General features: G+C 43.2%; 25 protein-coding genes and 1 pseudogene. 6 read left to right on the plus strand and 20 right to left on the minus strand.

The window, feature by feature from the left end; genetic code table 11:
* Window positions 1-99 precede the first annotated feature (99 nt).
* The 3 genes from CEX98_RS01700 to CEX98_RS01710 all read left to right on the plus strand — a co-directional run bounded on the left by CEX98_RS01700 (window position 100) and on the right by CEX98_RS01710 (window position 1,900).
* The gene (locus tag CEX98_RS01700; RefSeq protein ID WP_172439705.1) at window positions 100-405 is read left to right on the plus strand and encodes a helix-turn-helix domain-containing protein; all 306 of its coding nucleotides are present in this window, start codon (window positions 100-102) and stop codon (window positions 403-405) included.
* A 157-nt stretch (window positions 406-562) separates the two neighbouring features.
* The gene (locus tag CEX98_RS01705) at window positions 563-1,180 is read left to right on the plus strand and encodes a hypothetical protein (RefSeq protein ID WP_099640413.1); all 618 of its coding nucleotides are present in this window, start codon (window positions 563-565) and stop codon (window positions 1,178-1,180) included.
* Between the two features lie 63 nt (window positions 1,181-1,243).
* Complete coding sequence (locus tag CEX98_RS01710; protein ID WP_099640414.1) at window positions 1,244-1,900, plus strand: hypothetical protein; 657 nt, start codon at window positions 1,244-1,246, stop codon at window positions 1,898-1,900.
* A gap of 105 nt (window positions 1,901-2,005) precedes the next feature.
* On the opposite strand, the gene speD is transcribed toward CEX98_RS01710, so the two are convergent.
* From speD to rpe, 11 genes are all read right to left on the minus strand, one after another.
* Window positions 2,006-2,815: an adenosylmethionine decarboxylase gene (gene speD / locus CEX98_RS01715; RefSeq protein WP_099640415.1), complete on the minus strand. Its 810-nt coding sequence runs from the start codon at window positions 2,813-2,815 to the stop codon at window positions 2,006-2,008.
* Between the two features lie 85 nt (window positions 2,816-2,900).
* Window positions 2,901-3,314 carry an OsmC family protein gene (locus CEX98_RS01720; protein ID WP_099640416.1) on the minus strand — a complete coding sequence of 138 codons (414 nt, stop codon included), beginning with the start codon at window positions 3,312-3,314 and terminating at the stop codon, window positions 2,901-2,903.
* A gap of 123 nt (window positions 3,315-3,437) precedes the next feature.
* A complete protein-coding gene (locus CEX98_RS01725) occupies window positions 3,438-3,773 on the minus strand; it encodes a DUF3802 family protein (RefSeq protein ID WP_172439707.1) in 336 nt (111 codons plus the stop codon).
* Between the two features lie 152 nt (window positions 3,774-3,925).
* The gene (astD, locus tag CEX98_RS01730) at window positions 3,926-5,398 is read right to left on the minus strand and encodes a succinylglutamate-semialdehyde dehydrogenase (RefSeq protein ID WP_099640418.1); all 1,473 of its coding nucleotides are present in this window, start codon (window positions 5,396-5,398) and stop codon (window positions 3,926-3,928) included.
* 15 nt (window positions 5,399-5,413) lie between these two features.
* Window positions 5,414-6,427 (minus strand): arginine N-succinyltransferase, encoded by a 1,014-nt coding sequence (astA, locus tag CEX98_RS01735; RefSeq protein ID WP_099640419.1) that lies wholly within the window; start codon window positions 6,425-6,427, stop codon window positions 5,414-5,416.
* 67 nt (window positions 6,428-6,494) lie between these two features.
* The gene (locus CEX98_RS01740) at window positions 6,495-7,706 is read right to left on the minus strand and encodes an aspartate aminotransferase family protein (RefSeq protein WP_099640420.1); all 1,212 of its coding nucleotides are present in this window, start codon (window positions 7,704-7,706) and stop codon (window positions 6,495-6,497) included.
* 356 nt (window positions 7,707-8,062) lie between these two features.
* On the minus strand, window positions 8,063-9,238 hold the full coding sequence (locus CEX98_RS01745) for an HDOD domain-containing protein (protein WP_099640421.1): 1,176 nt from the start codon (window positions 9,236-9,238) through the stop codon (window positions 8,063-8,065).
* Between the two features lie 210 nt (window positions 9,239-9,448).
* A complete protein-coding gene (locus CEX98_RS01750) occupies window positions 9,449-10,030 on the minus strand; it encodes an anthranilate synthase component II (RefSeq protein WP_099640422.1) in 582 nt (193 codons plus the stop codon).
* Window positions 10,031-10,247: 217 nt separating this feature from the next.
* Entirely contained in the window at window positions 10,248-11,252 is a 1,005-nt protein-coding gene (trpS, locus tag CEX98_RS01755; protein ID WP_099640423.1) for a tryptophan--tRNA ligase, read from the minus strand.
* A 25-nt stretch (window positions 11,253-11,277) separates the two neighbouring features.
* A complete protein-coding gene (locus CEX98_RS01760) occupies window positions 11,278-11,943 on the minus strand; it encodes an HAD-IA family hydrolase (protein WP_099640424.1) in 666 nt (221 codons plus the stop codon).
* Complete coding sequence (rpe, locus tag CEX98_RS01765) at window positions 11,943-12,614, minus strand: ribulose-phosphate 3-epimerase (protein WP_099640425.1); 672 nt, start codon at window positions 12,612-12,614, stop codon at window positions 11,943-11,945. Before rpe ends, CEX98_RS01760 begins: the two co-directional genes overlap by 1 nt.
* Before the next feature lie 137 nt (window positions 12,615-12,751).
* Here rpe and CEX98_RS01770 point away from each other — a divergent pair, with 137 nt between their 5' ends.
* Both CEX98_RS01770 and CEX98_RS01775 read left to right on the plus strand, forming a co-directional pair.
* Window positions 12,752-13,054, plus strand: coding sequence for a hypothetical protein (locus CEX98_RS01770; protein ID WP_099640426.1), 303 nt, complete (start codon window positions 12,752-12,754; stop codon window positions 13,052-13,054).
* Between the two features lie 38 nt (window positions 13,055-13,092).
* Window positions 13,093-13,287 carry a DUF2970 domain-containing protein gene (locus CEX98_RS01775; RefSeq protein WP_099640427.1) on the plus strand — a complete coding sequence of 65 codons (195 nt, stop codon included), beginning with the start codon at window positions 13,093-13,095 and terminating at the stop codon, window positions 13,285-13,287.
* 96 nt (window positions 13,288-13,383) lie between these two features.
* Here CEX98_RS01775 and CEX98_RS01780 read toward each other — a convergent pair whose 3' ends face one another.
* The 9 genes from CEX98_RS01780 to CEX98_RS01820 all read right to left on the minus strand — a co-directional run bounded on the left by CEX98_RS01780 (window position 13,384) and on the right by CEX98_RS01820 (window position 22,274).
* Window positions 13,384-14,232, minus strand: a complete 849-nt coding sequence (locus CEX98_RS01780) for a Dam family site-specific DNA-(adenine-N6)-methyltransferase (RefSeq protein WP_099640428.1) — start codon at window positions 14,230-14,232, stop codon at window positions 13,384-13,386.
* Window positions 14,233-14,279: 47 nt separating this feature from the next.
* Window positions 14,280-15,653 carry an AAA family ATPase gene (locus tag CEX98_RS01785; protein WP_099640429.1) on the minus strand — a complete coding sequence of 458 codons (1,374 nt, stop codon included), beginning with the start codon at window positions 15,651-15,653 and terminating at the stop codon, window positions 14,280-14,282.
* On the minus strand, window positions 15,654-16,724 hold the full coding sequence (gene aroB / locus CEX98_RS01790; RefSeq protein WP_099640430.1) for a 3-dehydroquinate synthase: 1,071 nt from the start codon (window positions 16,722-16,724) through the stop codon (window positions 15,654-15,656). It abuts the gene before it with no gap.
* A 24-nt stretch (window positions 16,725-16,748) separates the two neighbouring features.
* On the minus strand, window positions 16,749-17,267 hold the full coding sequence (gene aroK, locus CEX98_RS01795) for a shikimate kinase AroK (protein ID WP_010607062.1): 519 nt from the start codon (window positions 17,265-17,267) through the stop codon (window positions 16,749-16,751).
* Between the two features lie 149 nt (window positions 17,268-17,416).
* Window positions 17,417-19,483: a type IV pilus secretin PilQ gene (locus tag CEX98_RS01800; protein WP_099640431.1), complete on the minus strand. Its 2,067-nt coding sequence runs from the start codon at window positions 19,481-19,483 to the stop codon at window positions 17,417-17,419.
* Window positions 19,473-20,015, minus strand: a complete 543-nt coding sequence (locus CEX98_RS01805) for a pilus assembly protein PilP (protein ID WP_099640432.1) — start codon at window positions 20,013-20,015, stop codon at window positions 19,473-19,475. Before CEX98_RS01805 ends, CEX98_RS01800 begins: the two co-directional genes overlap by 11 nt.
* On the minus strand, window positions 20,012-20,617 hold the full coding sequence (locus CEX98_RS01810; protein WP_099640433.1) for a type 4a pilus biogenesis protein PilO: 606 nt from the start codon (window positions 20,615-20,617) through the stop codon (window positions 20,012-20,014). The genes CEX98_RS01805 and CEX98_RS01810 overlap by 4 nt, the downstream gene beginning before the upstream one ends.
* A 17-nt stretch (window positions 20,618-20,634) precedes the next feature.
* Window positions 20,635-21,207 carry a PilN domain-containing protein gene (locus CEX98_RS01815; protein WP_099640434.1) on the minus strand — a complete coding sequence of 191 codons (573 nt, stop codon included), beginning with the start codon at window positions 21,205-21,207 and terminating at the stop codon, window positions 20,635-20,637.
* Window positions 21,195-22,274 (minus strand): pilus assembly protein PilM, encoded by a 1,080-nt coding sequence (locus CEX98_RS01820; protein WP_099640435.1) that lies wholly within the window; start codon window positions 22,272-22,274, stop codon window positions 21,195-21,197. The genes CEX98_RS01815 and CEX98_RS01820 overlap by 13 nt, the downstream gene beginning before the upstream one ends.
* A gap of 129 nt (window positions 22,275-22,403) precedes the next feature.
* Here CEX98_RS01820 and CEX98_RS01825 point away from each other — a divergent pair.
* Window positions 22,404-24,859 (plus strand): annotated as a pseudogene (locus tag CEX98_RS01825) (penicillin-binding protein 1A).
* Window positions 24,860-24,906: the final 47 nt, after the last annotated feature.

Raw genomic sequence — 24,906 nt, forward strand, 5'->3', positions numbered from 1 at the left:
AAGCTAACAAGGTAGATACGCAAACAAACAAATTAATAACAGGCTTGAGCAAGCCTGAGCCGTTTGTGATGCAATGCGACAGGTAAAAGGATTGAGTTGGTGGGGAAATTTGATAAGCGCTTTACAGGAGACGACTTGCGTCGTATGCGCAAGGTCGCTGGAAAAACAACACTAGAGATGGCCAAGATGGTCGGTGTAGAGCGTGGCACTTATGAAAACTACGAAAAAGGCGTAAGTAAATTCCCCTACGAGTATTTTGAAGTATGGTGTGACGCCTGCGGTATCAACCTCAATCCTGTAAGAGAGCAAATCCTCGCCTTAAGAGACAAAATCGACGACGCCAAGTTATGGCGTAAGTCGCCAACACCGCGAAGCAACAAAGCAAGCAATGAGGATAACAGCTAATGAGAGATGCGCACTTTCATCCTTCCTCCGCTAGATGCAAAACAATAAAGTTACGAATAGAGCCCATTTGCAACGTAGTGTTTTCAACTTTGTTATTAAGGAGTAAAGTGGAGTGGAAACTAAACACCGCAAAACTTAACTTAGAAAGGACGTCACTATGCGCTTTTTGATAAAAAATATAGCTAACCGACTCGTAAATTTAACAGCGCTTTCCCAAAAACAAGCTAGCACGGTATCCGCTGGAACGCTTGGACCAAAAGCAAAAGATCCAAGGGGCGAAAGCGACTCTGTAGCGCCAAGCAAACAATCATCCCTTAGTGCTGATTCCGTCAATCAGGTTAACGGTGGAAGCCATGTAGATAAAGGTGACGATCTGAGAATGAAAAACGAGACGGTTCGACCAAGTAAAAAGTCTCCGCTGGAAGCCGACTCATTCAGTAAAGTGGTATGTGGGAGTACAGGGGGTCAAGCTGATGATCCTAAAGTTAGAAAATCACATAATAAATGTACAGCTTCCGACCGAGTTTATTTAACTGAAGGCAACATTAAACAAGTTTTTGGCGGAACAGGGGGAGCTAAAGGGGATGATCCTAGGGCGCTATTCGCAGATACAAAAGCTCGTACCTCCAACTTTACAGTATTAAGCGTTGATGAAGTGAGGAAAACTCTTGGTGGAAGCGGCGGCACAAAAGCAGATGATCCAAAGGTGGAGTCAGCGGAAAGCAAACACTATAGCCGAAATACATGCTTCGCTTCTAAGACTGCAGTTAATTGAATACTCAAGTAGAAGAAAAAGTCAAAACGTTGCTATTTACCGAGCTTACTGAAAGGATAAAAAATGAGAGTATCTTGGATTTTTTTACTTATTTGTGCAGCAGTTGCAACTTCGCTGTCGGTAATTTATATCCACTTCAACCATTATGCTGATATCGTCATGCTTGCTGGTATTATTCTATTTTGCTTTATGGCTAAAAATTTAGAAAATATAAAGCATATATCCGCAGTACTATTTATAGTGACAGCCATAGAATACACTTTTGTAAGCTATTTTTTCTCATTAAATAGTATGGGGCTCCCTGCATTTCAAAGTAATGCATTACTATTTGGAACACATTTATTTGTTGACCTCACACTATTGTTTGTATTGAAATATAGAGTACGCTTGTCTTTGCGCTATATCCGTCGTACAACACCCGATAACTGGCGCTCCATTTATATGACATATGCCGACCCAATACTATACGGAATTTACTTTGTGTTTGTAATAGTGGATTTAGCAGCCTTCGGTGAAAATATTATTCGTAATTTAGAGTATGTCGGCGTAAATGAAAGCTTTGCTAAACAATTTTGGAGTTGGAGCTGGGTATATAAAAACTACGAAATCCTCAAGTCGATTTTACTTTCCTGTGTGATCACCACCCTACTGGCCACTATCTTTGTCGAACGACAGCGCCCAGATGCGGCCGATGAGGAGGAATTAGAACAGGGCTCTTAGTACTTGTTGCTGCTAGCTTGTAGGGTGCCTTACGGCACAGAATAATAAACATGAAAAAAGGCGCTTACGCGCCTTTTTAACTTATCACTTTACCACTGGAACTGATTATTCGGTTTCAGGTAAATTACGGCCGTAGAACACTTCCTGAATTTCACGATTTAGCTTCAGACGAATTTCTTCCTCTTCCCCTTCATCTAGGTCATCAGTGCTGATCCCAAATAGATATGCGTTTAGGTCTGTTTCCTTCAGCATCATCTTAGTGTGGAATAAGTTCTCTTGATACACGTTTACGTCTACCATGTGGTACGCGTCTTTAGTATCTTCCGTCATGTAATTCTGGATCGAGTGAATCGCATGATCGATATAGTGTTTTACACCATTCACGTCACGAGTAAATCCACGAACACGGTAGTCGATCGTCACCACGTCAGACTCTAAAGAGTGAATTAAGAAGTTCAGCGCTTTTAATGGCGAAATAATGCCACAGGTTGATACTTCGATATCCGCTCTAAAAGTACAGATACCATCATGCGGGTGCGCTTCTGGATAAGTGTGAACACAAATGTGGCTCTTATCTAAGTGTGCAACCACTGAATCCGGTAATGGACCCGGCGCTTCGTTGCTATCAAAAGTCTGTTGTTCAACAGGCTCTTCAGATACCAAAATCGTAACACTCGCCCCTTGCGGTTCATAATCTTGACGTGCAATATTAAGCACGTTTGCACCAATAATGTCTGTCACGTCTCGTAGAATATCCGTCAGACGATCTGCACTGTATTGCTCATCGATATATTCAAGATATTCTTTACGTTGCTGCTCGGTCTTGGCGTAGCAAATATCGTAAATGCTAAAGCTTAAACTCTTAGTTAAGTTGTTAAAGCCATGGAGTTTAATTTTATCAAAGGGCTTGTTCACGATAGACCCACCTTAATACAAAAAATCTGCGCTGCAGAAACAAAAGTTCGCGGATTTTATACGAAAATAGCGCCATGAAAAAGCGTTATTTTGCGTCAATTTCAATCACTTCATGGCTATGTGTAATTTCTACTGCTTTTTCAAGCATTAATGCCACTGAACAATACTTTTCAGCAGACAAACTCACTGCTCTTTCGAGGTGTTTTTCAGAGACATTTCGCCCCTTAACCACAAAGTGTAAATTGATCTTAGTAAAAACCCGTGGTGCGCTTTCTGCGCGCTCTGCGGTTAGTTTTACTTCCACATCAGTAATGTCCTGACGTGCCTTTTGCAGAATGCTGACTACATCCACCGACGAGCAACATCCTGCCGACATCAATACCATCTCCATTGGACTTGGTGCTGCGCTATCAGAGCCAGTATCAAATACAACATTGTGTCCCGACGCAGAGCGACCGATAAAGGTATCTCCTTCAACCCATTTTACGTTAGCTAACATAGTTATCCTCTATAAAGCATAACACCGCCATTCGGCGGTGCTTCTGTTACCAATTCATTGGTACTTAATATTGATTTGCCTCTAGGTGCAGTTTTTTGCACTGTTGAGCATGATTGTGCCAACCTACACCGCAGAATCAAACAGGTTTTTGACCAAACCCGCGAATTCCTCGATGAACTCTTTTTGTTCTACCGTGACACGTCTATCAACAACGCTTGATAGCACTTCTTGCAAGTCATACACAATACCATCCACCTCACGTACAATCATGCTACGTTGTTCTGTAGACAGCTCGCTGTGTTGCTCACAGATCCGGATAACATTTTCAGCGATCACATCTTCGATTAATTCCATGACCTTGGGCGCCCCCGGCTCAACCGTCCCGGACTTCTCAAACAAGGCTAAGTTCTGCGTCAAATACATGACTAAATCATCGTACCCTTGTTTATCTAACACCATACTTTGCTCACCTGAACCTATCAAAGACATCTCCTATTGATTTAAGCAGAAAGTTTTTTCGATTGCTACTTTTGTAGTCAACTAGATACAAAAAAGCAGCCGAAGCTGCTTTTTTCATCAATATTTATTGAGATTTTCTCAATATTGATATTTTAATCCAAAGATAAACCTGGGCTCAAGCTCGCAGGTAAAGTTACCTTTTCAAGCTCAACAGAGGCAACTGGGTATGCACAGTAGTCTGCGGCGTAATAAGCACTTGCGCGATGGTTACCAGATGCACCAATACCTCCGAATGGAGCAGCACTTGAAGCCCCAGTAATTGGACGGTTCCAGTTTACGATCCCAGCACGAATGCGGCGTAAGAAGCGATCATAATCTGCTTCGCTGTCGCCAAGTAGACCTGCAGATAAGCCAAAGCTTGTCTCGTTCGCTTTTTCGATTGCCACGTCAAAGTCTGTGTAACGGAATACTTTAAGTAACGGGCCGAAGTGTTCTTCATCAGGGAAATCTGCAATGTTAGTACATTCGATGATACCCGGCGTCACAAAGCCTGTGCCTTCGGTGTGCGTCAGTTCAATAAGTGATTCGCCACCAAGCTCAACAAGCTGCTGCTGTGCTTTCACCATGCCTGCGGCTGCTGCATTTGAGATCATAGAACCCATAAATGGTTGATCTTCATCATCAAAGTGACCAACTTTAATTGCTTTAGTCGCCTTTAATAATTGCTCAAGGATAACATCTCCCTGCTCGCCCGCTGGAAGGAATAGTTTACGAGCACAGGTACAACGTTGACCACTTGAGATAAATGCAGATTGGATAATGTCATGAACTGCCGCTTTAGTATCCGCAACATCTTTCACGATAAGTGGGTTATTTCCACCCATTTCTAGTGCAAGAATTTTGCCTGGTTGGCCCGCATATTGTTCATGTAACAAATGACCTGTACGTGAAGAGCCAGTAAAGAATAAACCGTCGATACCTGCGTGTGACGCCAACGCTTTACCTGTTTCTACTTCACCTTGAACTAGGTTAATCACACCAGCAGGAAGACCTGCTTGCTGCCAAAGCTTCAGCGTAAGCTCAGCAACATATGGAGTCAGTTCAGATGGCTTGAAGATAACCGTATTACCTGCCAGTAGTGCAGGCACAATATGACCATTTGGTAGGTGACCTGGGAAGTTATACGGGCCAAATACAGCAACTACACCGTGCGCCTTATGGCGGATCACTGCGCGGCCAACTGGCATTGGGTTTTCAACTACACCGGTACGCTCTTGATATGCTTTCTCAGAAATCGCAATTTTACCTACCATGGCACCCGCTTCTGTGCGAGTTTCCCAAAGTGGCTTACCGGTTTCTTTAGCAATCGCAATCGCTAGCTCTTCGCTATTTTCTTTTAGTACTTCAGCGAAGCGCTTAACAATTTCCAAGCGTGCCTCAAAGCTCATGTCGCTCCAAGAATAGAAAGCTTCACGCGCCGCCTTTACTGCGCCATCAACCTGCTCAGCCGTTGCGGCATTTGCTGTCCAAATAACGTCGTTGTTTGCCGGGTTTACAGAGCTAAAGCTTGCGCCTTGTCCTGCAACCCACTCACCATTAATTAGTTGTGCTGCATGTGTTGTCATAATCTGTTCCCAATCTTAAATCTTTACTAGGCTGACTTTGTCGCCTTCTTCTACTTTTAGCGCTGCTGCTACATGTGGCGCAAGGGTTACCTCACTGCCATCAGTCAATGCTAACTCGATTACGGCTGCGCGATAGTCTACTAGTTTATCATTTGCAACCATAACAGGGAATCCGCCATTGTTTTCGCCAATCTTCACGGTACGTACTTCGCTGTTGCGAACGGTGCGAATATTGCCAACTTTAGCTTCTACTGTTGGACCCGCGTCGAAGATATCAACATAGCCATTGAACGTGAAACCTTCACTTTTCAACAATTCAATTGCGGGGCGTGTGTTGTCATGTACCTGACCAATCACCGCTTGTGCTTCTTCACTGAGTAAATTGACGTAAATCGGGTATTTTGGCATTAACTCTGCGATGAAGACTTTTTGGCCAATCCCCGTGAGGTAATCCGCCGTTGGAAAATCCATCGAGAAGAAGTGCTCTTCAAGCCACTGCCAGAATGGGCTTTCACCTTGATCGTTAGATACGCCACGCATTTCTGCAATGACAGTTTCGGCAAAGCGTTCGCGATGTTGGTTAATAAACATAAAGCGAGAACGAGATAGCAGTTTACCGTTTGCGCCTTTGCGATAGCCATCTTTTAAAAACAAAGTACACAACTCAGTTGCGCCAGTGTAGTCATTACAGAGCGTTAAAATATCCACTGCTTTATAAACATCGAGTGTACGTGAAGAATGGATCACTTTACTTAAATGATAATGATAAAAAGCATCATCTAGACCAACCGCTGCCTCGATACCGCTAGTACCAACCACCTCGCCTGTTTCGATGTCTTCTAATACGAATAAATACCCTTCATCAAAAGGCTTGTCTGCCTGCTTGCCAAATGAAGCAACAGAGCGTGCAATCTTCTTCTGTAATAGCTCTTCGTTAACAGGTAATGAGGTAAAACCGTGACCTGATTCATGAGCAATGTTTAAAAGCGCTGGATAATCGCTTTCTTGGATTGGGCGAAGGATCATCATGAGCCCGCTTACTCCTCAAAAATGTGGATAACAACAAGGCCACCAAACGGTGACCTTGCAACCAATATTAAGCGTTGTTAGCAACTACCGCAGCAACCGCTTTTTCAAAGCGTGCCATGCCTTCGCGGATGTCAGCTTCTGGAATAACTAGAGATGGAGTAAAGCGTACAACGTTTGCCCCTGCAACGAGTGACATCACACCTTGCTTGATACCTTCAACTAAGAACTCTTTTGCTTTACCTTCATACTTTTCAGTAACGACACCACCAAGTAATAGACCTTTACCGCGTACTTCAGTAAATACGTGGTATTTTTCGTTGATATCGTTGAGTAGTTCACGGAACAGCTGCTCTTTTGCTTTTACGCCATCAAGTACTTCTGTTGTGTTTACAGTGTCAAACGCTGCTTCTGCAACGGCACAAGCCAACGGGTTACCGCCGTATGTAGAACCGTGAGTACCCACTTTAAGATGTGTTGCGATCTCAGTTGTTGTGATCATCGCACCGATAGGGAAACCACCGCCAAGCGCTTTAGCCGTTGTTAAAATGTCTGGAGTCACTCCTAGACCTTGGTATGCGTATAGCTCACCAGTACGACCAACACCGGTTTGTACTTCATCAAAAATAAGCAGTGCATTGTGTTTGTCACACAGCTCACGTACACCTTTAACAAAATCAGCAGTTGGTGAAATGATACCGCCTTCACCTTGCAGTGGCTCCATCATTACAGCACAAGTGTTGTCTGAGATAAGCGCTTCAAAGGCCGCTAAGTCGTTGTAATCTGTGTGAACAATATCACCAGGCTTTGGACCAAAACCATCAGAATAAGCAGTTTGACCACCTACCGTTACCGTAAAGAAAGTACGGCCGTGGAAACCTTTGTTGAATGAGATGATTTGTGATTTTTCAGCACCAAACTTATCTAGCGCCCAACGACGTGCAAGTTTAAGCGCTGCTTCGTTCGCTTCTGCACCTGAGTTTGCAAAGTAAACTTTATCTGCAAACGTGGCGTCTGTTAATTTCTTCGCTAAACGTAATGCTGGCTCATTGGTCATCACGTTAGATAGATGCCAAATTTTCTCGCCTTGCTCTTTTAACGCGCCCACCAAAGCAGGGTGACAATGACCTAGACAGTTAACTGCGATACCACCAGCAAAGTCGATATACTCACGACCTTCCTGATCCCATACTCGAGAACCTTCACCTTTAACAGGGATAACCGCTGAAGGTGCGTAGTTAGGTACCATTACGTCGTCAAACAATTCACGATTGATAGTCATTTTATTTCCTCATATTTGGTGAGTGAAAGTGCAACAAGGAGTCAGTCCCTTTTGAGAGTCGGCGTACTGCCGCCACATGAGAGGATATTTATTCACACCAGTTCGGTGCTATGTATTTTGACCCGCCCCTTGATGGCACAAAATTCATACGCTCATTATTCCAGAAAAAGCGCCATTTGTCTCACATATACCATGTTCTCAGCCCTTAGTATTCAAGGGTTTAACATATATTCTCAGCTCAAGTGAATAACTATTTAGGGCAGATATTCAGGGCAAAGCAAGCACGATGCTGCCTTGCACTGATCCTTTGATATTAGGTATTGAATGAATAGTCGCAAAAAAAATTTTAGTTTTTTTTACAAAATCGTCAACTGAAGGTTATGGAATGCACATTTCGCCAATTGCTGACGCATTTCTTCGCTTAGCCCCAGATGACTGAGTAGAATTTCGGTTTCATCATCTTCAATAAGCTGGCTGTCTTTTAAAACAAGCATTTGCGCATAACCATAAGCTTTTTGCATCACTTGAGTGAGCGGCAGTGGATCGGCTATTGTTTTATGCGAATTTGGTAGATAAGTTTGCGTATACTCCTCCATCACCGCGTTAAAAGGCAAGTAGCGAAGCTCCATTTTCTCAATTAATTTACGAGTGATATCAGCAGAATGCTCTATGAGTAAGTTACGCAAAAATAATGGATCGGGTGATAGCTCCATTAATGCAGTGTGTAAGTCTTTTTGCTTTTTATCACGCGCAATCTGCACTTTGGCCTGCCATACCTTCTCAAAGGTACGTAAGTACAGCCTCACTAGTGCTATTTTACCAAGCTCAAGTAACATGCCCAAAGTAAACGCATGTTGTTCTTTTACCCCAAAGAAAGGCGCCAGCTCTTTGGCCGCAATTGCCGTACTCATGCTTAGTTCCCGCATTTTGCGCTTCATCAGCCCAAACGGCTCGGTTGCATGGGGCATCCAGTGTCTCATGGCCATTGTCGGAATAACCATCTGAAGGTTTTCTAAGCCAAGGTATCTCAGCGCTAAAGCCGGTGTATCCACCTTTATCGACGTGCCTTTACTGTTTTTCTTGCGATATTGAGGTAAGTTAACCAAAGAAACCAGTTCTCGGCCTAGCCAACTGAGGTCATTGACCAAAGGTTCTAATCGTCCAACGGAGGCCGAGCGCACCGCAAGAATATCCAATATGGCAGGCACAGAGTCTTGGATCCCAATAACTTCATGATAAATGTTATCAAGATCATTTAATTGTTTGGCGATCGCATCCTCTATCACCGAGTGTAAGTGCTTACTCGCTTTGGCGATATACTTATGGTGACTTGTACTACTCTCATGACGTTTGGCAGCTGCAGCTATTTCTACTTCAAGCATGGTTCGCTGCGCGATATTCTCTCCATAGCTAATATCAAACGTATGGATATAGCCTATTTGCTGTTGCGCAAAGTTAAGGCTGATAAGAAGATCATGGGCACGCTCTGAAAGCGCCTGTGCCATTCTAGTTTGCTTATTTTCTTGCGTCATGCATGCTACTTATCTAAAGGAAAAACGGTGAGTTTGGCACTCAACAGACAGTGTTATTGACGAACATTATACCAGTAAAGGCAACACTAAGGTTTGATATTGTACATAATAAAATCAAAAAGCTACCTGTTACTCAAACATATCTAACAAAAATATAGAAAATATGAATTTATTACACAGCGATAAACCTTTGCTGGTTTTGTTTAAACTTTAGAAGCGTTTTATAAAGTTATCAAGTAATGCAAGACCATGCTCTGTCAATATCGCCTCTGGGTGAAACTGTATCCCTTCCAGCGCCCTTTGTGGGGAAATTATCCCCATGATTTCATCTAGTTCATTGGTTTGCGTTTGAGTCCAAGCGGTCACTTCGAGTTCATCTGGTAACCCGTTTTGTTCAACAACCAATGAATGATAACGGCAGACTTCATAAGACGAGGGCAGCCCGTTAAACGCACCTTTGTTATTGTGATGTACCCAAGATGTCTTCCCGTGCATTACCTGTTTTGCGCGGATAACTTTGCCGCCCAATGCTTGGGCTATTGTCTGATGACCAAGGCAAATTCCCAAGATTGGGAGTTGTCCTTGTAGTTGTTTGACAACTTCTAATGAGATCCCAGCTTCGTTAGGACTACACGGCCCCGGTGACAGTACCAGATACTTCGGGTTTAGCTGCTTAATCTGCGCAATACTCACTTCATCATTACGTTTAACCACAACTTCCACGTCCAAGCGTTGGAAGTATTGCACCAAGTTATACGTAAAAGAATCATAGTTATCAATCATTAACAGCATGTAGAGTTACCACTAAAAACCCAAGGAATATATTTACCACTAGAGTAAAGTTTGTGTCGAACACACCATTTTACCACGAAGTAAAAAAGGGAGGAATTTTCGTTGCACTGGTAAGTAATACCAATCCACATTAATACCAGCTCAATTTGAGGGAGTAAATTGGTATAACAAACACAAAAAAAGACACCATAATTGGTGCCTTTTTTTAGCGCTAGAATTAAGCGCGAGGAATAAAGCCTACCGCATCATATACAGCTTTCAAGGTTTGCTCGGCACGAGCTCCCGCCTTTTCTGCACCTTTACGCATGATCTCGTCGAGCAACGTTTGGTCTTCACGAATTTCTTTGAAGCGCGCTTGGATAGGCTCTAGCATGTTTACTACCGCTTCGGCCGTATCTTTTTTCAAGTGTCCATACATTTTATCTTCGTATTCAGGCACTAAGTCTTCAATTGAACGTTTAGTTGCAACACTTAGTAACGTCAACAAGTTAGAAACACCTGGCTTCTCGGTACGATCAAAATAAATACGTGCTTGCTCATCTGAGTCTGTTACTGCTTTTTTCAGTTTCTTTTCGATCTTTTTCGGCTCGTCCAACAGCATAACAAAGCCATTTGGATTTTCATCCGACTTTGACATCTTTTTGCTTGGATCTTGTAAACTCATTACACGTGCACCAAACTCCGGAATATAAGGTTCAGGCACCTTAAACACGTCACCGTAAAGATTATTAAAACGCGTTGCGATATCACGGGTCAACTCTAGGTGCTGCTTTTGATCTTCACCCACAGGTACTTGATCTGCTTGATACAGTAAAATGTCTGCGGCCTGAAGCACTGGGTAAGCAAATAGACCCACGTTTACGTTATTTGAATGTTTCGCAGACTTATCTTTAAACTGAGTCATACGGTTTAACTCGCCCATTTGCGCATAACAGTTTAATACCCAACCAAGCTGTGCATGCTCGGGAACCTGTGATTGTACAAACAACGCCGATTTATCAGGATCAATACCGCAAGCGGTGTAAAGTGCAACACCATCTAGTACGCGCTGACGCAATTGCTCTGGCTCTTGACGAACCGTAATGGCATGCAAATCAACCAGCATAAAGTAACAATCATGATCATTTTGTAGTTTAAGCCACTGGTTAATGGCACCCACGTAATTGCCTATTGTCATACCACCGGTTGGCTGAATACCACTTAATACTACAGGTTTACTCATGTCGTTCCTTTATTTCTTCATTAAATTAACGTTGATTGATAATGGGAATAATATCTAAGAATCCATCACAAAGGTACTGTGGATTGAATTCTTTCAGGTCGAATCCCTGATTATACCCATAATTTACAGCAATCACAGGTATGTTGGCGCCCTGAGCTGCTAAAATATCGCTTTTAGAATCTCCAACCATGATCAATTTGTCGGTTGCAATACCGAGACGCTCAGCGGCAAGCAGCAATGGAGCCGGAGAAGGCTTTTTATCGGTGTCATCTCCACAGATAATGCAATCAAAATGTGAAGTAAGACTGAGTTTATCTAATAGCTTTAACGTAAAAGCGCGGTTTTTATTGGTCACTATCGCTTTTGGTACTGTTGCAAAAGCAGACAAGCCAGTTTCTACATGAGGATACAACCCCGCATACTGACCAACTAACTCATCATAATGGATTTTAAAACGCTCAATGGCTTTATCAGCCAAACTATCGGATAACTGCCCGCTTACTTCGTGACTGCCACTTAGTCCTCGTTTAACCAGCATATCGATACCATTACCCACCCATTCGCGCACCAATGAATGGCTAACAATAGGATGGGCAAACTCACTTAAAGTTAAGTTGAGCGCCATATACATGTCTTCAACGCTATCGACTAGCGTACCGTCAAGATCAAATAAAATACCGTCGAAGCGCATTATTTTACCTTTGCAAGCTCAAGACGCATGGCGTCTATAACCGCTTTGTAGTCAGATTGATTAAAAATCGCTGAGCCAGCAACAAACATGTCAGCGCCTGCAGCGGCAACTTCTGCGATGTTATCCACTTTAATCCCACCGTCTACTTCAAGTCGAATATCACGGCCTGATGCATCAATGCGAGCTCTCGCTTCCTTTAATTTCTCAAGAGTATGTGGGATAAAGCTTTGACCACCAAAACCTGGGTTTACCGACATCAATAAAATTTGATCAATTTTATCCATCACGTGGTCAAGATAATGCAATGGCGTACCCGGATTAAATACCAGCCCCGCTTTACAACCAGACTCTTTAATTAGCGCCAAGCTGCGATCTATGTGTTCGCTCGCCTCTGGGTGAAAAGTGATGATACTCGCACCAGCTTTGGCAAACTCAGGGATAAGGCTGTCTACCGGCTTGATCATCAAATGTACATCTATCGGCGCTGTTATCCCGTAATTCCTTAATGCATCACAAATCATTGGACCAAAGGTTAAATTTGGCACATAGTGGTTATCCATCACATCGAAATGAACCACATCAGCACCTGCTGCTAGTACCTTTTCAACATCTTCACCTAACCTAGCAAAATCGGCCGATAGAATGGATGGTGCAATTAAAAAATCAGACATACTTTTCCCCTAAACGTAAGACGACAACACTGTACCGTAAATTAGCTAAAATGTCTGCGAATTAAGCGCTTTTAAGATTGTGCAATAAACGAACATTGTGTATCATTAAACGATATCTATTTTCTGGGGATAGGGTTATGGTTTCTAGATATAAAGCACGGATTGCTCTGCTTGGGGCGGTGTTAGCCGTGTCGGCAGGAGTATTTTCTTTCGATAACGATGAAGATTTTGTCGCTAATTATTCTGCATGTTCTTGTAGTTCAGGTAATTTAAGCAGCCGAGTAAGTGCAGTAGAGTGTCAACGTGAAGCACACACCAGTTGGGCTGCATGGTTGACAGGCGGAAGCTCAAGTGGTCAATTCCATTATTTAGATCTACTTGAACTATTAATTGGCTCTAAAGACAATCAAAGCAGTAGTAAAGTTTCATCTCCTTATTAACACTAGTTGAGTTTTTCAACCAGTAAGAGGTAAACACTATGGCTTCCTCCAATAGTAAATTCGCAGTGGTTCAAAGCGTCTGTGCAGCAATGTTTGGTGTGCAGAGCGGGCAAAAACAAGAATACGACTTCAACAAAAAACACTTCTGGCCGTTTGCATTTGCAGGCATAGTTTTCGTACTCGCCTTTGTGTTGGGCTTAATATGGTTTGTGAACGGCGTAGTGCTTGCTTAATCACTGATGTTTATCCGCCAGTAAACAGTAAACCGAGTAGAACACCAGGCTACCATGCTGACACCCGTGGTAGTGCTAGTGCGTGTGTAATTACAGTCAACTGAGCACAGTATTAGGCTTGTGATACAACGCCATCAGTTCGTCAACTTTATTACGACCGTTGCCTTTGGGGCTAATGGTGCGCTTCACTTTAATAACATCCAACTTTGCTTGATTATAGATCTTTCGCGTCCATACCGTATCGTGGTTTGAGATCAGCACTGGCGTTTGCTTTTCAAAGGCCGCTGTCTCAGCAAGGTTAGCAAGTTGCGCTTGGTCGTCTAAGTTAAAGCCACCTTTTGCATAGCTGGTAAAAGAGGCTGTTTTGCTAAGCGGCACATACGGAGGGTCACAATAGACCACGGCGTTGTTTGGTACAGTTTCAAATACTTGACTATAGCTCTGACAGGTAAAAGTGGCTCGCTGCGCCTTTTCTGCAAAAACGTAAAGTTCATGCTCAGGAAAATAAGGCTTCTTATACTTACCAAACGGGACGTTAAAAATCCCTTTGAGATTATAGCGACACAAGCCATTGTAACCATGGCGATTCATATACAAAAATAAGATCGCGCGCTCGTACACGTCAATGCTTTCATTAAACTGTTGACGATAAGCATAGTAAGCATCAGGATGATTATTCAGATCGACAAATAAACGTTTTGCATCACTAATAAATTCATCGGGAATGCGCTTAAGCTCTTTATAAAGATTAATGAGATCAGCGTTTATGTCATTGAGCACATAATGCTTAAACTGGGTATTCAGGAACACAGATCCCGCACCAACAAAAGGTTCAACTAGCGTATCGGCTTCATTACTTGCTGCTTGTAAGCGCTTAGAAATATCTTCTACTAAGCTGTATTTTCCGCCTGCCCATTTTAAGAAGGCTCTAGTCTTTTGTTGCATGCTCGTTCTATGTCGTGAGTGGTTGCGCGATTTTACACTAAATGTGGCTAATTACCGAGAGACTGAGTGATTTCTTGTTTAATTTTACTCATTCTCTTAAAAAATGGTTGTCCCTTTTGCAACGTATCGGGTAGTTGTGCTTTTGCTTGTTTTGCCAAGGCGAGGTTTTCATAGGCATCCGAGGTAACCACAAACCAAGTTCGGTTGTTTCTTAACACCGTAAATTGTTGCATTGGCACTGCACTATGTTGTGCTATAAAGTCCTTTGCTATCTCATTTTCAGTCACTGCAAGTAACTGGATCACCCACTCTTCATCTGAACGGCTCAAATACCAAGCATTACCTGATAATACATTGATATCTTTTGACTCGGGCTCGTCGGTGGTCAGTGCTACTTGATCATCACGCTCAAAATTAGATTGCGAAATTTCTTCTACTTGTTCAGATAAAGATGCTGGGCTATCTTGAGTCGCTCTAGCTTCATCAGCTTCAGTCAGTGCCGATAAAATACTATCCACCGGTGCCCGTTCAATCACTTCATCTTGATTAGCCGTAGCGACAGGTACATCACTTGGCTGTGCCATGACCCCCTCACTTTGTTCACTTTCCTTATCAAGTGCTTTAAACACCGATTGTGCATCCATTGCGGTCGCAACCGCGTCTTGAGCATCTTCTGATTGCCAGTACCGGGTTATTTCCTGCTTGTACACCAGCGCCACCATTAGTGATGTGAGTACCAAGCACAGTGCAATAACATACCATTGCCACTGCGATTTAACCCGCTTGTTGACTTGTTTATCACGAAGATTAAGTTGCTGTTGTTCAGGTTGCCAAGAAAGTAAAACACTGGGATTGCCACGGGCTTCCGTCACAAAAGTATTGAAAATCGGATCTTCATCGGGCGGTAGGTCTTTATAAAACATCTTCATCAAGCGCTTACTCTCAAGTAGAGACAAAGGCTCGATATGTATATCTAAACTTTCAGGAAGTAGCTGTGGTTGTTGTGCGGTGGCCAGAATATAAATGGTTTCTCGCGAGGACTTGGCCAGCTTTTGTAGCTGCTCTGCAAGCTCTTGGGTTAGATGTCGCACATTATCTAGCACCCATAAACAAGGACCGCACGGCTGCTCATCATGGAGCAACATAAAGTTTTCGCTAAGCGACAGCTTTTGGTCAATCAACGGGCTGCGAAAACTGTGTTCAAGTAACTGGCGCACAACATCAAGTTCTTGCGTATTTGCACTCAGCTTCACAAAAGCTTTATTAAAATCTGGATATTTGTCGGTAAGAAACGACTCAGCCAAGTAACTTTTGCCAAGTCCAGACGAGCCCACTAAAGTGATTAGGTTCTGCCCATAGTCGAATTGCATAGCAATTCTATCTACCAACGCAGCTCTGCTTGGTAAAATTTGCGACTGCATTTAACGACCTATTAGAGTTACCACGGTTTCATCGCTAACATCATCAACCAACGTACATTGACCTAATTGCGTTGGCAGAATAAAACGAATTTTACCTTGTTTGTTCTTTTTATCTTTGCGCATGTGCATTAAGAACTGCTCACCAGTCATCTCGCTGGGCGCTTCAGTAGGTAACTGATACAACGCAATAACATCGCGGATCTTCTCAACCTCATCAGCATTTAGCGCGCCACGCTGACAAGCTAGGTTTGCAGCGATCATCATACCAGCGGCAACCGCTTCGCCATGTAACCAATTGCCATAGCCCATCTCGGCCTCAATGGCATGACCAAAGGTGTGTCCGAGGTTTAATAGTGCTCGTAACCCAGCTTCTGTTTCATCTTTAGCAACGATTTCAGCCTTAATCGCACAGCACTTATAAATCACCTGCTGAAGACTTTGGGTATTCAAGGTACTAAGCTCTGAATGTAACTCAGCTAACGTATCTAAAAATGCGGCATCGTAAATAAGCGCATATTTTATCACTTCAGCCATCCCCGCAGCGAACTCTCTAGCAGGTAATGTATCCAAAGTTTTGGTGTCGATAAAAACCGCTTTTGGTTGATAAAAAGCGCCAATCATGTTTTTACCTAAAGGATGATTTACTGCGGTTTTCCCACCTACTGACGAGTCCACTTGTGAAAGTAGTGTCGTTGGGATTTGGATAAACGGCACACCCCGCTGATAACATGCAGCGACAAACCCAGTAAGGTCACCTACAACTCCCCCACCTAACGCAATCAGACAAGTATCGCGGCCGCAGTTATGCTCAAGCAAAAACGCCGAAATTTTCTCAAACCACTCAAGTGATTTATATTGCTCACCGTCGGGGATCACAAAATGCAAAGGCGCTTGCGCATCAAAAACAGCAAGAAGGGTATCTAGATATAAAGGTGCAATGGTGGTGTTTGTGATAATAACAGGACGACTTTGCCCTACATACTGCTTCAGTCGCCCTTCATCCGATAAGAGATGTTCACCAATAAAGATGGGATAGCTGCGCTCGTTTAAATCAACCTTTAATTCAAGCATGGCTCCCCTCCTTCGGTGTTGTTATTAGAAATCTAATTTTTCAATAATTTGGTTTGCAACTACTTTAGCGCTTTGCTCATCCGTACGAACAACGTGATCGGCCACTTCTCTATATAGTGGTTCACGCTCATCGGCTAAGCGCTCTAGTACGTCACGTGAATCTTCACTCGTTTGTAGTAATGGACGACGCTTATCACGCTGAGTACGAGCTACCTGTTTTTCGATTGGCGTTTCTAGGTAAACAACAATACCGCGCGCAGATAATTTATTGCGCACTTCTTTGCTGATCACTGAACCGCCACCTGTCGCTAACACAATGCCTTGCATTTCAGTTAGGTCAGAGATGACGCTCTCTTCACGCTTGCGGAATCCCTCTTCGCCTTCGATATCAAAGACCCAAGAAATATCCGCACCGGTACGGCGCTCGATCTCTTGATCTGAGTCGAAAAATTCAAGGTGTAATTGATCTGCAATGTGACGACCAATCGTGCTTTTACCAGCCCCCATAGGGCCTACTAGAAATATATTACGTTTCTCAGCCATATCTTTTTAGTACAAACGAACTCTAAAATTTGAAATAAAACCCCGCCTAACGACCTGGCCCCAAAATTAAGGAGGGGATTATCTCAGTAATCCGTGAACAATTTCAAGTCAAACCGCGCAAAAAGCGCAATACTTTTACTGTTACGGGCCTATAAACTGTCTTGAATGATCTTAGGTGTTACAAATATCAGCAATTCTCGCTTCTCATTAATGTCACGAGAGTTCTTAAACAATAGACCTAAATACGGGATATCGCCCAAGATTGGGATCTTACTTACTGCTGTTTTTACTTCTTGCTGATAAATACCACCTAATACGATGGTTTGACCATTTTCGACCAGTACTTGTGTTTGGATCTGTTGGGTGTTGATTGCAGTCGCTGGGCCATTTGGCGTCTGCACGGTATCACCTTTGGTGTCCTGTGTAATCACTAAGTCGAGAATTATTTTATTATCAGGTGTGATTTGGGGTGTTACTTCTAAGCTCAACACCGCTTTTTTAAAGCTGACTGTTGTTGCACCACTGGAAGACGCTTCGACATAAGGTATTTCTGTACCTTGCTCAATCCGCGCCTTTTTCTGATTCGCCGTTGTGATACTTGGCGTTGCAATGATTTCGCCTTTGTTTTCCTGCTCCAGTGCCGATAATTCGAGGTCAATTAACGTACCATCAGCAAGCTTGGCGATATGCATACCGATACTACCAGCAGGCACCCCCTTCACCCCCAAATTAACATTCAAGCGGTTTTCTAAAGAAGGAATATTACCGTTAGATAAAGCATCAGCCCCTTCAAGCGTGCCAGATATCGCGTCACTTCCCTGCTGATCACTAAAGCCCCAGCGTACTCCAAGGTCTTCTTGAACGGTGTCGTCTACCGTTACCATACGTGACTCGATACGTACTTGTTTTACCGGTACATCTAGTGTTTCGACCATACGACGAACACTCTCAATACTGCGCGAGGTATCTTTAATCAATAAGGTATTGGTGCGCTTATCTACCGACACACTGCCACGGTGACTAATAATAGAGTTAATGTCGGTTTTAAGTAAGTCTGCAAATTCTTCCGCTTTCGCGTAGTTAAGTTGAATATACTCGCTATACAAAGGCTCAAGCTCTTCAACCTGCTGACGCGCTTGTAACTCTTTGGCTTCCCTGGCTGCCAACTCTTCCGATGGCGCAACCATTAAGATTGAACCATCCATTCGTTTATCTAGGCCCTTTACTCGCAATACCACATCCAGAGCTTGGTCCCAAGGTACGCCATCTAAGCGCAACGTTATGTTACCAGAGACAGTATCACTGGTGACTAGGTTGAAGCCGTTGGTATCAGCAATAATTTGTAGCACAGAGCGGATCGGAATATCTTGGAAGTTCAATGTGATTGGTTGACCTTTGTATTCCTTTTTATCTCCAAAGGTTTTATTACCTTCATCCTTTTCAACCGATAAGGTGAAGATGTTATCTAGCTGCTGGTAAGTAAACTTAAACGCCGCATTAGGTTCTATCACAATACGGCTTTTGTTTTCTTCTTTAAAAGTCTCGATGCGCGACACCACAGTGCCAAAGTCAAGTACATCAAGTTCGTAGAGTAGATCTTCAGCAATATCAATATGGTGAAAATCAGCAATGATTTTACCACCTCGTTCTTGTACATCGATAGCGGCTTGATTATGCTCTAAAAACGCTAAGACCTTTGCTTCACCTTTTTCACCACGGCGAAAATCAATCGCCTGAATTTGGTTGATAAAAGCAGTCACCTTTTCGCTTTGATCCTGCTCTGAGACAATCGGCTTATCGGAAACTTCAACAATAACCAAGTTGTTTTTCACTTCCGTCTTATAGAGCTTTAGTTCATCCATATTGATGGCGACTGCAAAGCCACCGTCTCTGAGCTCACTGGTGATCCCTTTAATACCCGCTTTATTAATAGCTAATGATTTTAAACTTTCTTCATATTCAGCTTGTGGGAAAAACAGCTCCAGACTGGAGTTTTCGCCTACCACTCGAACATTAGGCTCACTGCTGAGCTTTTCATCAAAAACCAGTTGTAGTTGCGTTTCCCCTGTTGGGACTGGGTTATAACGGACGTCATACAGCATAGGAATAGCATGAGCAATCGATGAAAGGCCGACAAAAGCCGCACCAAGCACAGATTTCCAAATCGTTCGAGTGCCGTTTTTCGTTGAATTTATTTCGTTATTGTTAGTGTTCACTCGAGCCACCTTGTTCCGCTTCTAACATTTCCACTTTAGTTCGTCTTTCTTTCCAACATCCCGTTCCATCAGGGATTAATTCTAATAGTTCTAAGTGATCGGCTTGTACGCTGAGCACTTTTCCATGGTACAGCCCCATATATTCACCACGCTGAATACGATATAGCCCCTGTGTTGCCGCTTCAATAAGCGCCCAGCGACCACCTTCTTTTGCAATTATTCCCTTCATTCTTAAATTATCTAAGGGGAACTTTTCTAATGGATAACGGCTTCTGTCGGGGTCAGGATGTAGACAATTTTTAATTTGTACCATTTTATTTTCAATGACTTCTGGTTGTGGCGCAACAAATGGGCTGCGCAACTGTGAGGCGCTATATTTAAACGGCTCGTAACTTTGCATCTCAGGAATTGGCTCAATTTTAGGTATAGAGCTTGCCTTCACTTGGTCAATAAATTCCTTTTGTTCTGCCGTGCTATCATTGCACCCAGTAACAAAAAGCAAAACACACACACTAAGCAAAACTCGGATCATTGCTGACCTCCTTGCTCATAGCGATACGTTTTAGCAACAACACTGAAAATAAGCTCACCATTACCCGCGTTTTCAATTCTAAAGTCATGTAAGCTAACAATCCGCGGCAGTTCAGACACTTTGCTTACAAACTGCCCAAATTCATGATACTTGCCAATCACTTCTAATTTAATCGGTAGCTCAGTATAAAATTCTTTGCGAACCTCTGGCATCCAACCAATTTTCAAGAACGTTAGTCCACTTGAAGTACCCACATAGGTTAAATCATCAAGTAGCCCTGGCGTTTCATTTGAGCTAGGTAAACGCCTAAGTAGCTCAGTAAATTGGGCTTCCATGTCGATCATTTGCTGCTTGTATAATTCTAAGTTATTCGCTCTTGCATACTTAATTCGATAACTGGTTCTTAGTTCTTGTTCTTTTTTCACCGCTTTCTCATAGCGGTCTATAGAACTCGATACCATCAGGTTGTAACCCAAAATCATCATTAAGATAACAACCAATACTGTACATAAAACTTTTACAGGAAACGGCCAGTGGCCTATGTTGTCAAGTTCAAGCTCATTCCAATCTATTTCTTTTAAACTATTTAAGTCAAAGTTCATCTACCTATGCCTCCACGCTACTTTGCTTTATCGGCTAAGTTAATGTCTTCATGAGACTTAACGTAAAAATGCATGGTAAAGTCACTCAGTATTTGCGAACTTTGTTCACCTGCAACTATCCCTTGGATCACTGGGCGTTCTAGTAAGTATGATGATTCAACCTGCCTGAGCATTTGCGATAATCGGTTGTTTGATTCGCTGCGGCCAATGACTTTGATCATGTCATCTTTGCGCTCAAGGCTAGTAAGGTAAATACCCGCGGGGACCACTCTGGCGATTTCATCGATAATTTGCGTTCCCAAACTGCGGTTTAATTGTAGTTCTTCAATCAGTCTAATACGACGCTGCAAATTTTCTTTTTGTTTATTTAAATCATTAATTTCCACAATGCGAGAATCGAGTAACGCAATTTCACTGTCTAGATAACGATTTTTAATTTCCTGCCCCGTTTTTAAACCATCATAAAAGCTTCCCACAAGATACATAAGCAATAGGCAGGTTCCAATAATAACGGCAATGATGGATAAGAAAATCTGTTGTGAGGCTTGTCGTTGCTGTTCTCGCCATGGCAGCAAATTTATATGTGGCATGATGAAAAACTCCTTAATGCCAATCCAGTTGCTAGTGCAAATTGCGCTTTATGTTTTTGCAATACATGTCTATCAACTTTAGGGGCAATTTCCATTTCGTTAAAAGGATCAGCAACGATGGTATGGATCCCAAGTTCATCAATCAGCAGTTTGTCTAATCCTTCAACCAACGCTGTGCCACCGGTTAACACAATATAGTCAATATGATCTTTGCCACTGGTGGTCATAAACATTTGCACCGCTCGGCGTATCTGTTGCAGCATTGAGGTTTGGAAGGGGGCTAACACTTCAAATGTGTAATTAGGTGGCAGATCGCCAGTAGTTTTAGCCAGTTCAGCTTCATCGTAGGTTTTATTGTAGTAAGCCACGATACTATTGGTGTATTGCTCACCACCGAAAACCTGATCTCGAGTGTAGATGGTTTTGCCCGATTGAATAACGCTCACCAACATTAGCACTGCACCAATATCAATCATGGCGACAATCTTGTCGAAGGCGTCATTCGGTAGTTCTGGATAAATTACATCCATAGCGCGACTCAGCGCATAGTTTTCAACATCAACTACTTTGGTTTTGTAGCCAGCCTCTTCTAATGCCCCAACACGAGCTTGGACACTTTCTGTTCGAGCAGCAGATAACAACACATTCACTTTAGACGGGTCTGCTTCATTGACTCCGATTTTCTCAAAATCTAAGCTGACTTCATCTAATGGGTAAGGGATTAAGCTATCTGCTTCTATGGCGATTTGAGACTCAAGTTCAGCATCCGTTAATGACACATCCATAAAGATCACTTTGGTAATCACGGTCTGACCGGATACGGCAACTGCAGCATACTGCGTGAGTTTTGGCATGCGCCGCTTCATTTTAGTTATCGCGTTGCCGATCGCTTCAATGTCTTGAATGGCCCTTTCATTTACTGCACCCTTAGGTATAGGCTCAATCGCAACGGCTTCAACACGGTAGCTGGAACTTGTCTTTGACAACAACACAGCTTTGACACAATGAGAACCGATGTCGATCCCTATCATCAGAGGTGCTTGTTTTTTTAGTAGTTGGCTCAGCATGTGAAGCGCTCGTTTCCTTTTCAGTCTGTATACTATAAAAATTTAGCACACAAAAATATTAATCGTTTTTTAATCAAGATATACTAGCAGTGTCTACCTGTAATTGGGAGTCTAACTAGGGATAATTCCGTGAAATTATTGAAAAGATTTTTACAATTCGCTGTTGTTTGTACCCTTTTAGGCGTATTGACACTTATCAGCCTTTATTATTATGTCAAATCTGACATACCAAGTGTAGAGGTTTTGAAAGATGTTCAATTACAAACTCCTATGCAAGTCTTTACTCGGGATGGAAAACTCATCAATCAATTTGGTGAGAAACGTCGGATCCCAGTGCGTTTGCAAGATGTACCAGTCCCCATGCGAAAGGCTTTTTTAGCCACAGAAGATAATCGCTTTTATGACCACTTTGGCATAGACCCCATCGGGATTGTTCGCTCAGCGCTCGTGCTCATCACCACTGGTGAAAAGAAACAAGGAGCAAGTACGCTTACCATGCAACTTGCCAGAAACTTTTTCTTAACACGAGAGAAAGCCTATATTCGTAAAGTCAAAGAAATCTTTATTGCGTTGCATATTGAGCAGCTATTAACGAAAGATGAAATTTTTGAGCTTTATTTGAATAAAATTGAGCTGGGTAATCGTGCGTTCGGTATTGGTGCAGCAGCGCAGGTATATTATGGTCGCTCGCTCTCAGAATTAACTTTACCTGAGATGGCAATGATAGCAGGGCTGCCAAAAGCACCTTCTGCGCTAAACCCAATCCGCAATCCAGAGCGAGCTAAGCATCGCCGAAATGTTGTGCTCGGCCGAATGCTGGCAGAAAAATACATTACTCAATCAGAATATAATGAGGCCACTCAAGCGCCTATTACTGCAAAGTTTCATGGTGCTGAAATTGAGCTGTATGCCCCTTATATTTCTGAAATGGTTCGCGCTTATATGGTTGAGCGTTATGGCACAGATAAGGCCTATAATTCAGGCATGAAAGTCTACACCAGCGTTGAATCACAGATACAACTCGCCGCTCAACATGCCCTAGTAGATAATCTTCATGCATATGATATGCGCCACGGCTTTAGAGGCCCAGAAGCCACCTACTGGGATGCAGAAAGTGAATCTCCGTTGACTCATGAGGGAATATTAAGTCGCCTAGACAAAGTCAATGAGATTGGCCCATTAAAAGCGGCTGTCGTATTAAGTATTGCGAAGCAAAGTGCCGGACTTTTGCTCAAAAGTGGCGAGCAAATTACCGTGCAATGGCCAGGCCTGAGCTGGGCACGACAATACATTAGCGAAAGACGACAAAGCTTACCACCGAAGACCACCGCTGATATTCTGGCACCGGGCATGCAGGTATTTGTTCGCAAACAAACGAATGGCTGGATGCTAAGCCAGTTACCGCAAGCGGCTAGTGCGTTGGTTTCTCTCGATCCCCAAGATGGTCGAGTTAAGGCCATTGTTGGAGGCTATAGCTTTGAGTTGAGTCAATACAACCGTGCAACACAAGCTAAACGTCAAGTAGGCTCTAACATTAAACCGTTTATCTACTCATCTGCACTTGAAAATGGCTACACCCTTGCCACAATCATTAACGATGCGCCAATTAACCACTGGGACAGAAGCGTTGGCGTGGCTTGGCGTCCAAAAAATAGTCCAGAAGTTTACAATGGTCCAATCCGCATTCGTCTGCCTTAGCACAATCGAAAAACGTGGTATCGGTGCGCCTGATTAAAGGAGTTGGAATAGATAAAGCCGCAGATCACCTTCTGAAGTTTGGGTTCCAAGATGCCGACATTAATCGCAGTGAATCTTTAGCACTCGGGAGTGCTGCGTTAACACCAATAGAAATGGCCCGAGGTATGGCTACTTTTGCCAATGGCGGACATCTTATCGAACCTTACTTTATCGATAAAATTACCGACTCGTTTGGTAATGAATTGGGTGCAGCTGAGCCACTGATCGTTTGCGATGAGCAGCAACAAGAAGAGCGGCCAGAACGCTGTGCCCCGCAAATAATTTCTGAGCAAAATGCCTTTTTGATTGCCGATGCTCTGCATAGCGCGATTTGGGGTGGTGGAAGCTGGAAACATGATACCGGCTGGAGTGGCACAGGTTGGCGTGGTCAATGGTTAAAACGTCGCGATCTTGCTGGTAAAACTGGTACTACTAATGACTCTGTTGATACCTGGTTCACCGGTTTTAATCGCAATGTGCTGACAACCGTTTGGGTAGGCTTTGATGATGCTAGTAAATCGTTAGGCCGTGCAGCGTATAATGCCAACCTAGGTAGAAACCAACTAGTCGGTGCCGAGGCTGGTGCTATCTCGGCTCAGCCAGCCTGGATAGACTTTATGCGTGAAGCGCTCAAAGACGAGCCACTAGCCCCTATTGAACCGCCCCCTGGCTTAATATCAACTAGGATTGATTTAAAAACCGGGCTGTTGTCTCGTAAGAACGATCATACCTCGCGGTTTGAATACTTTGAGCAAGGTACGGCGCCGAGCAAATATGTGCTAGATACCAATAGCGGCACACCCTTTGACGATACCGCGCCGCTTCCAAGCCCAGAAGAATTGTTTTAAACCAAAAAAGCGATACATGTATCGGCTTTTTTGGCCTTCATCACAGA

The sequence above is a fragment of the Pseudoalteromonas piscicida genome (assembly GCF_002744175.1).
Lineage (GTDB): Bacteria > Pseudomonadota > Gammaproteobacteria > Enterobacterales > Alteromonadaceae > Pseudoalteromonas > Pseudoalteromonas piscicida_B.

Bases quoted from the DNA above. Each gene is read 5' to 3' on its own strand.
- CEX98_RS01705 (WP_099640413.1), top strand. From the start codon at position 563: ATGCGCTTTTTGATAAAAAATATAGCTAACCGACTCGTAAATTTAACA.
- CEX98_RS01710 (WP_099640414.1), top strand. From the start codon at position 1,244: ATGAGAGTATCTTGGATTTTTTTACTTATTTGTGCAGCAGTTGCAACT.
- CEX98_RS01720 (WP_099640416.1), bottom strand. From the start codon at position 3,314: ATGTTAGCTAACGTAAAATGGGTTGAAGGAGATACCTTTATCGGTCGC.
- CEX98_RS01725 (WP_172439707.1), bottom strand. From the start codon at position 3,773: ATGGTGTTAGATAAACAAGGGTACGATGATTTAGTCATGTATTTGACG.
- astD (WP_099640418.1), bottom strand. From the start codon at position 5,398: ATGACAACACATGCAGCACAACTAATTAATGGTGAGTGGGTTGCAGGA.
- astA (WP_099640419.1), bottom strand. From the start codon at position 6,427: ATGATGATCCTTCGCCCAATCCAAGAAAGCGATTATCCAGCGCTTTTA.
- CEX98_RS01740 (WP_099640420.1), bottom strand. From the start codon at position 7,706: ATGACTATCAATCGTGAATTGTTTGACGACGTAATGGTACCTAACTAC.
- CEX98_RS01745 (WP_099640421.1), bottom strand. From the start codon at position 9,238: ATGACGCAAGAAAATAAGCAAACTAGAATGGCACAGGCGCTTTCAGAG.
- CEX98_RS01750 (WP_099640422.1), bottom strand. From the start codon at position 10,030: ATGCTGTTAATGATTGATAACTATGATTCTTTTACGTATAACTTGGTG.
- trpS (WP_099640423.1), bottom strand. From the start codon at position 11,252: ATGAGTAAACCTGTAGTATTAAGTGGTATTCAGCCAACCGGTGGTATG.
- CEX98_RS01760 (WP_099640424.1), bottom strand. From the start codon at position 11,943: ATGCGCTTCGACGGTATTTTATTTGATCTTGACGGTACGCTAGTCGAT.
- rpe (WP_099640425.1), bottom strand. From the start codon at position 12,614: ATGTCTGATTTTTTAATTGCACCATCCATTCTATCGGCCGATTTTGCT.
- CEX98_RS01770 (WP_099640426.1), top strand. From the start codon at position 12,752: ATGGTTTCTAGATATAAAGCACGGATTGCTCTGCTTGGGGCGGTGTTA.
- CEX98_RS01775 (WP_099640427.1), top strand. From the start codon at position 13,093: ATGGCTTCCTCCAATAGTAAATTCGCAGTGGTTCAAAGCGTCTGTGCA.
- CEX98_RS01780 (WP_099640428.1), bottom strand. From the start codon at position 14,232: ATGCAACAAAAGACTAGAGCCTTCTTAAAATGGGCAGGCGGAAAATAC.
- CEX98_RS01785 (WP_099640429.1), bottom strand. From the start codon at position 15,653: ATGCAGTCGCAAATTTTACCAAGCAGAGCTGCGTTGGTAGATAGAATT.
- aroB (WP_099640430.1), bottom strand. From the start codon at position 16,724: ATGCTTGAATTAAAGGTTGATTTAAACGAGCGCAGCTATCCCATCTTT.
- aroK (WP_010607062.1), bottom strand. From the start codon at position 17,267: ATGGCTGAGAAACGTAATATATTTCTAGTAGGCCCTATGGGGGCTGGT.
- CEX98_RS01805 (WP_099640432.1), bottom strand. From the start codon at position 20,015: ATGATCCGAGTTTTGCTTAGTGTGTGTGTTTTGCTTTTTGTTACTGGG.
- CEX98_RS01810 (WP_099640433.1), bottom strand. From the start codon at position 20,617: ATGAACTTTGACTTAAATAGTTTAAAAGAAATAGATTGGAATGAGCTT.
- CEX98_RS01815 (WP_099640434.1), bottom strand. From the start codon at position 21,207: ATGCCACATATAAATTTGCTGCCATGGCGAGAACAGCAACGACAAGCC.
- CEX98_RS01820 (WP_099640435.1), bottom strand. From the start codon at position 22,274: ATGCTGAGCCAACTACTAAAAAAACAAGCACCTCTGATGATAGGGATC.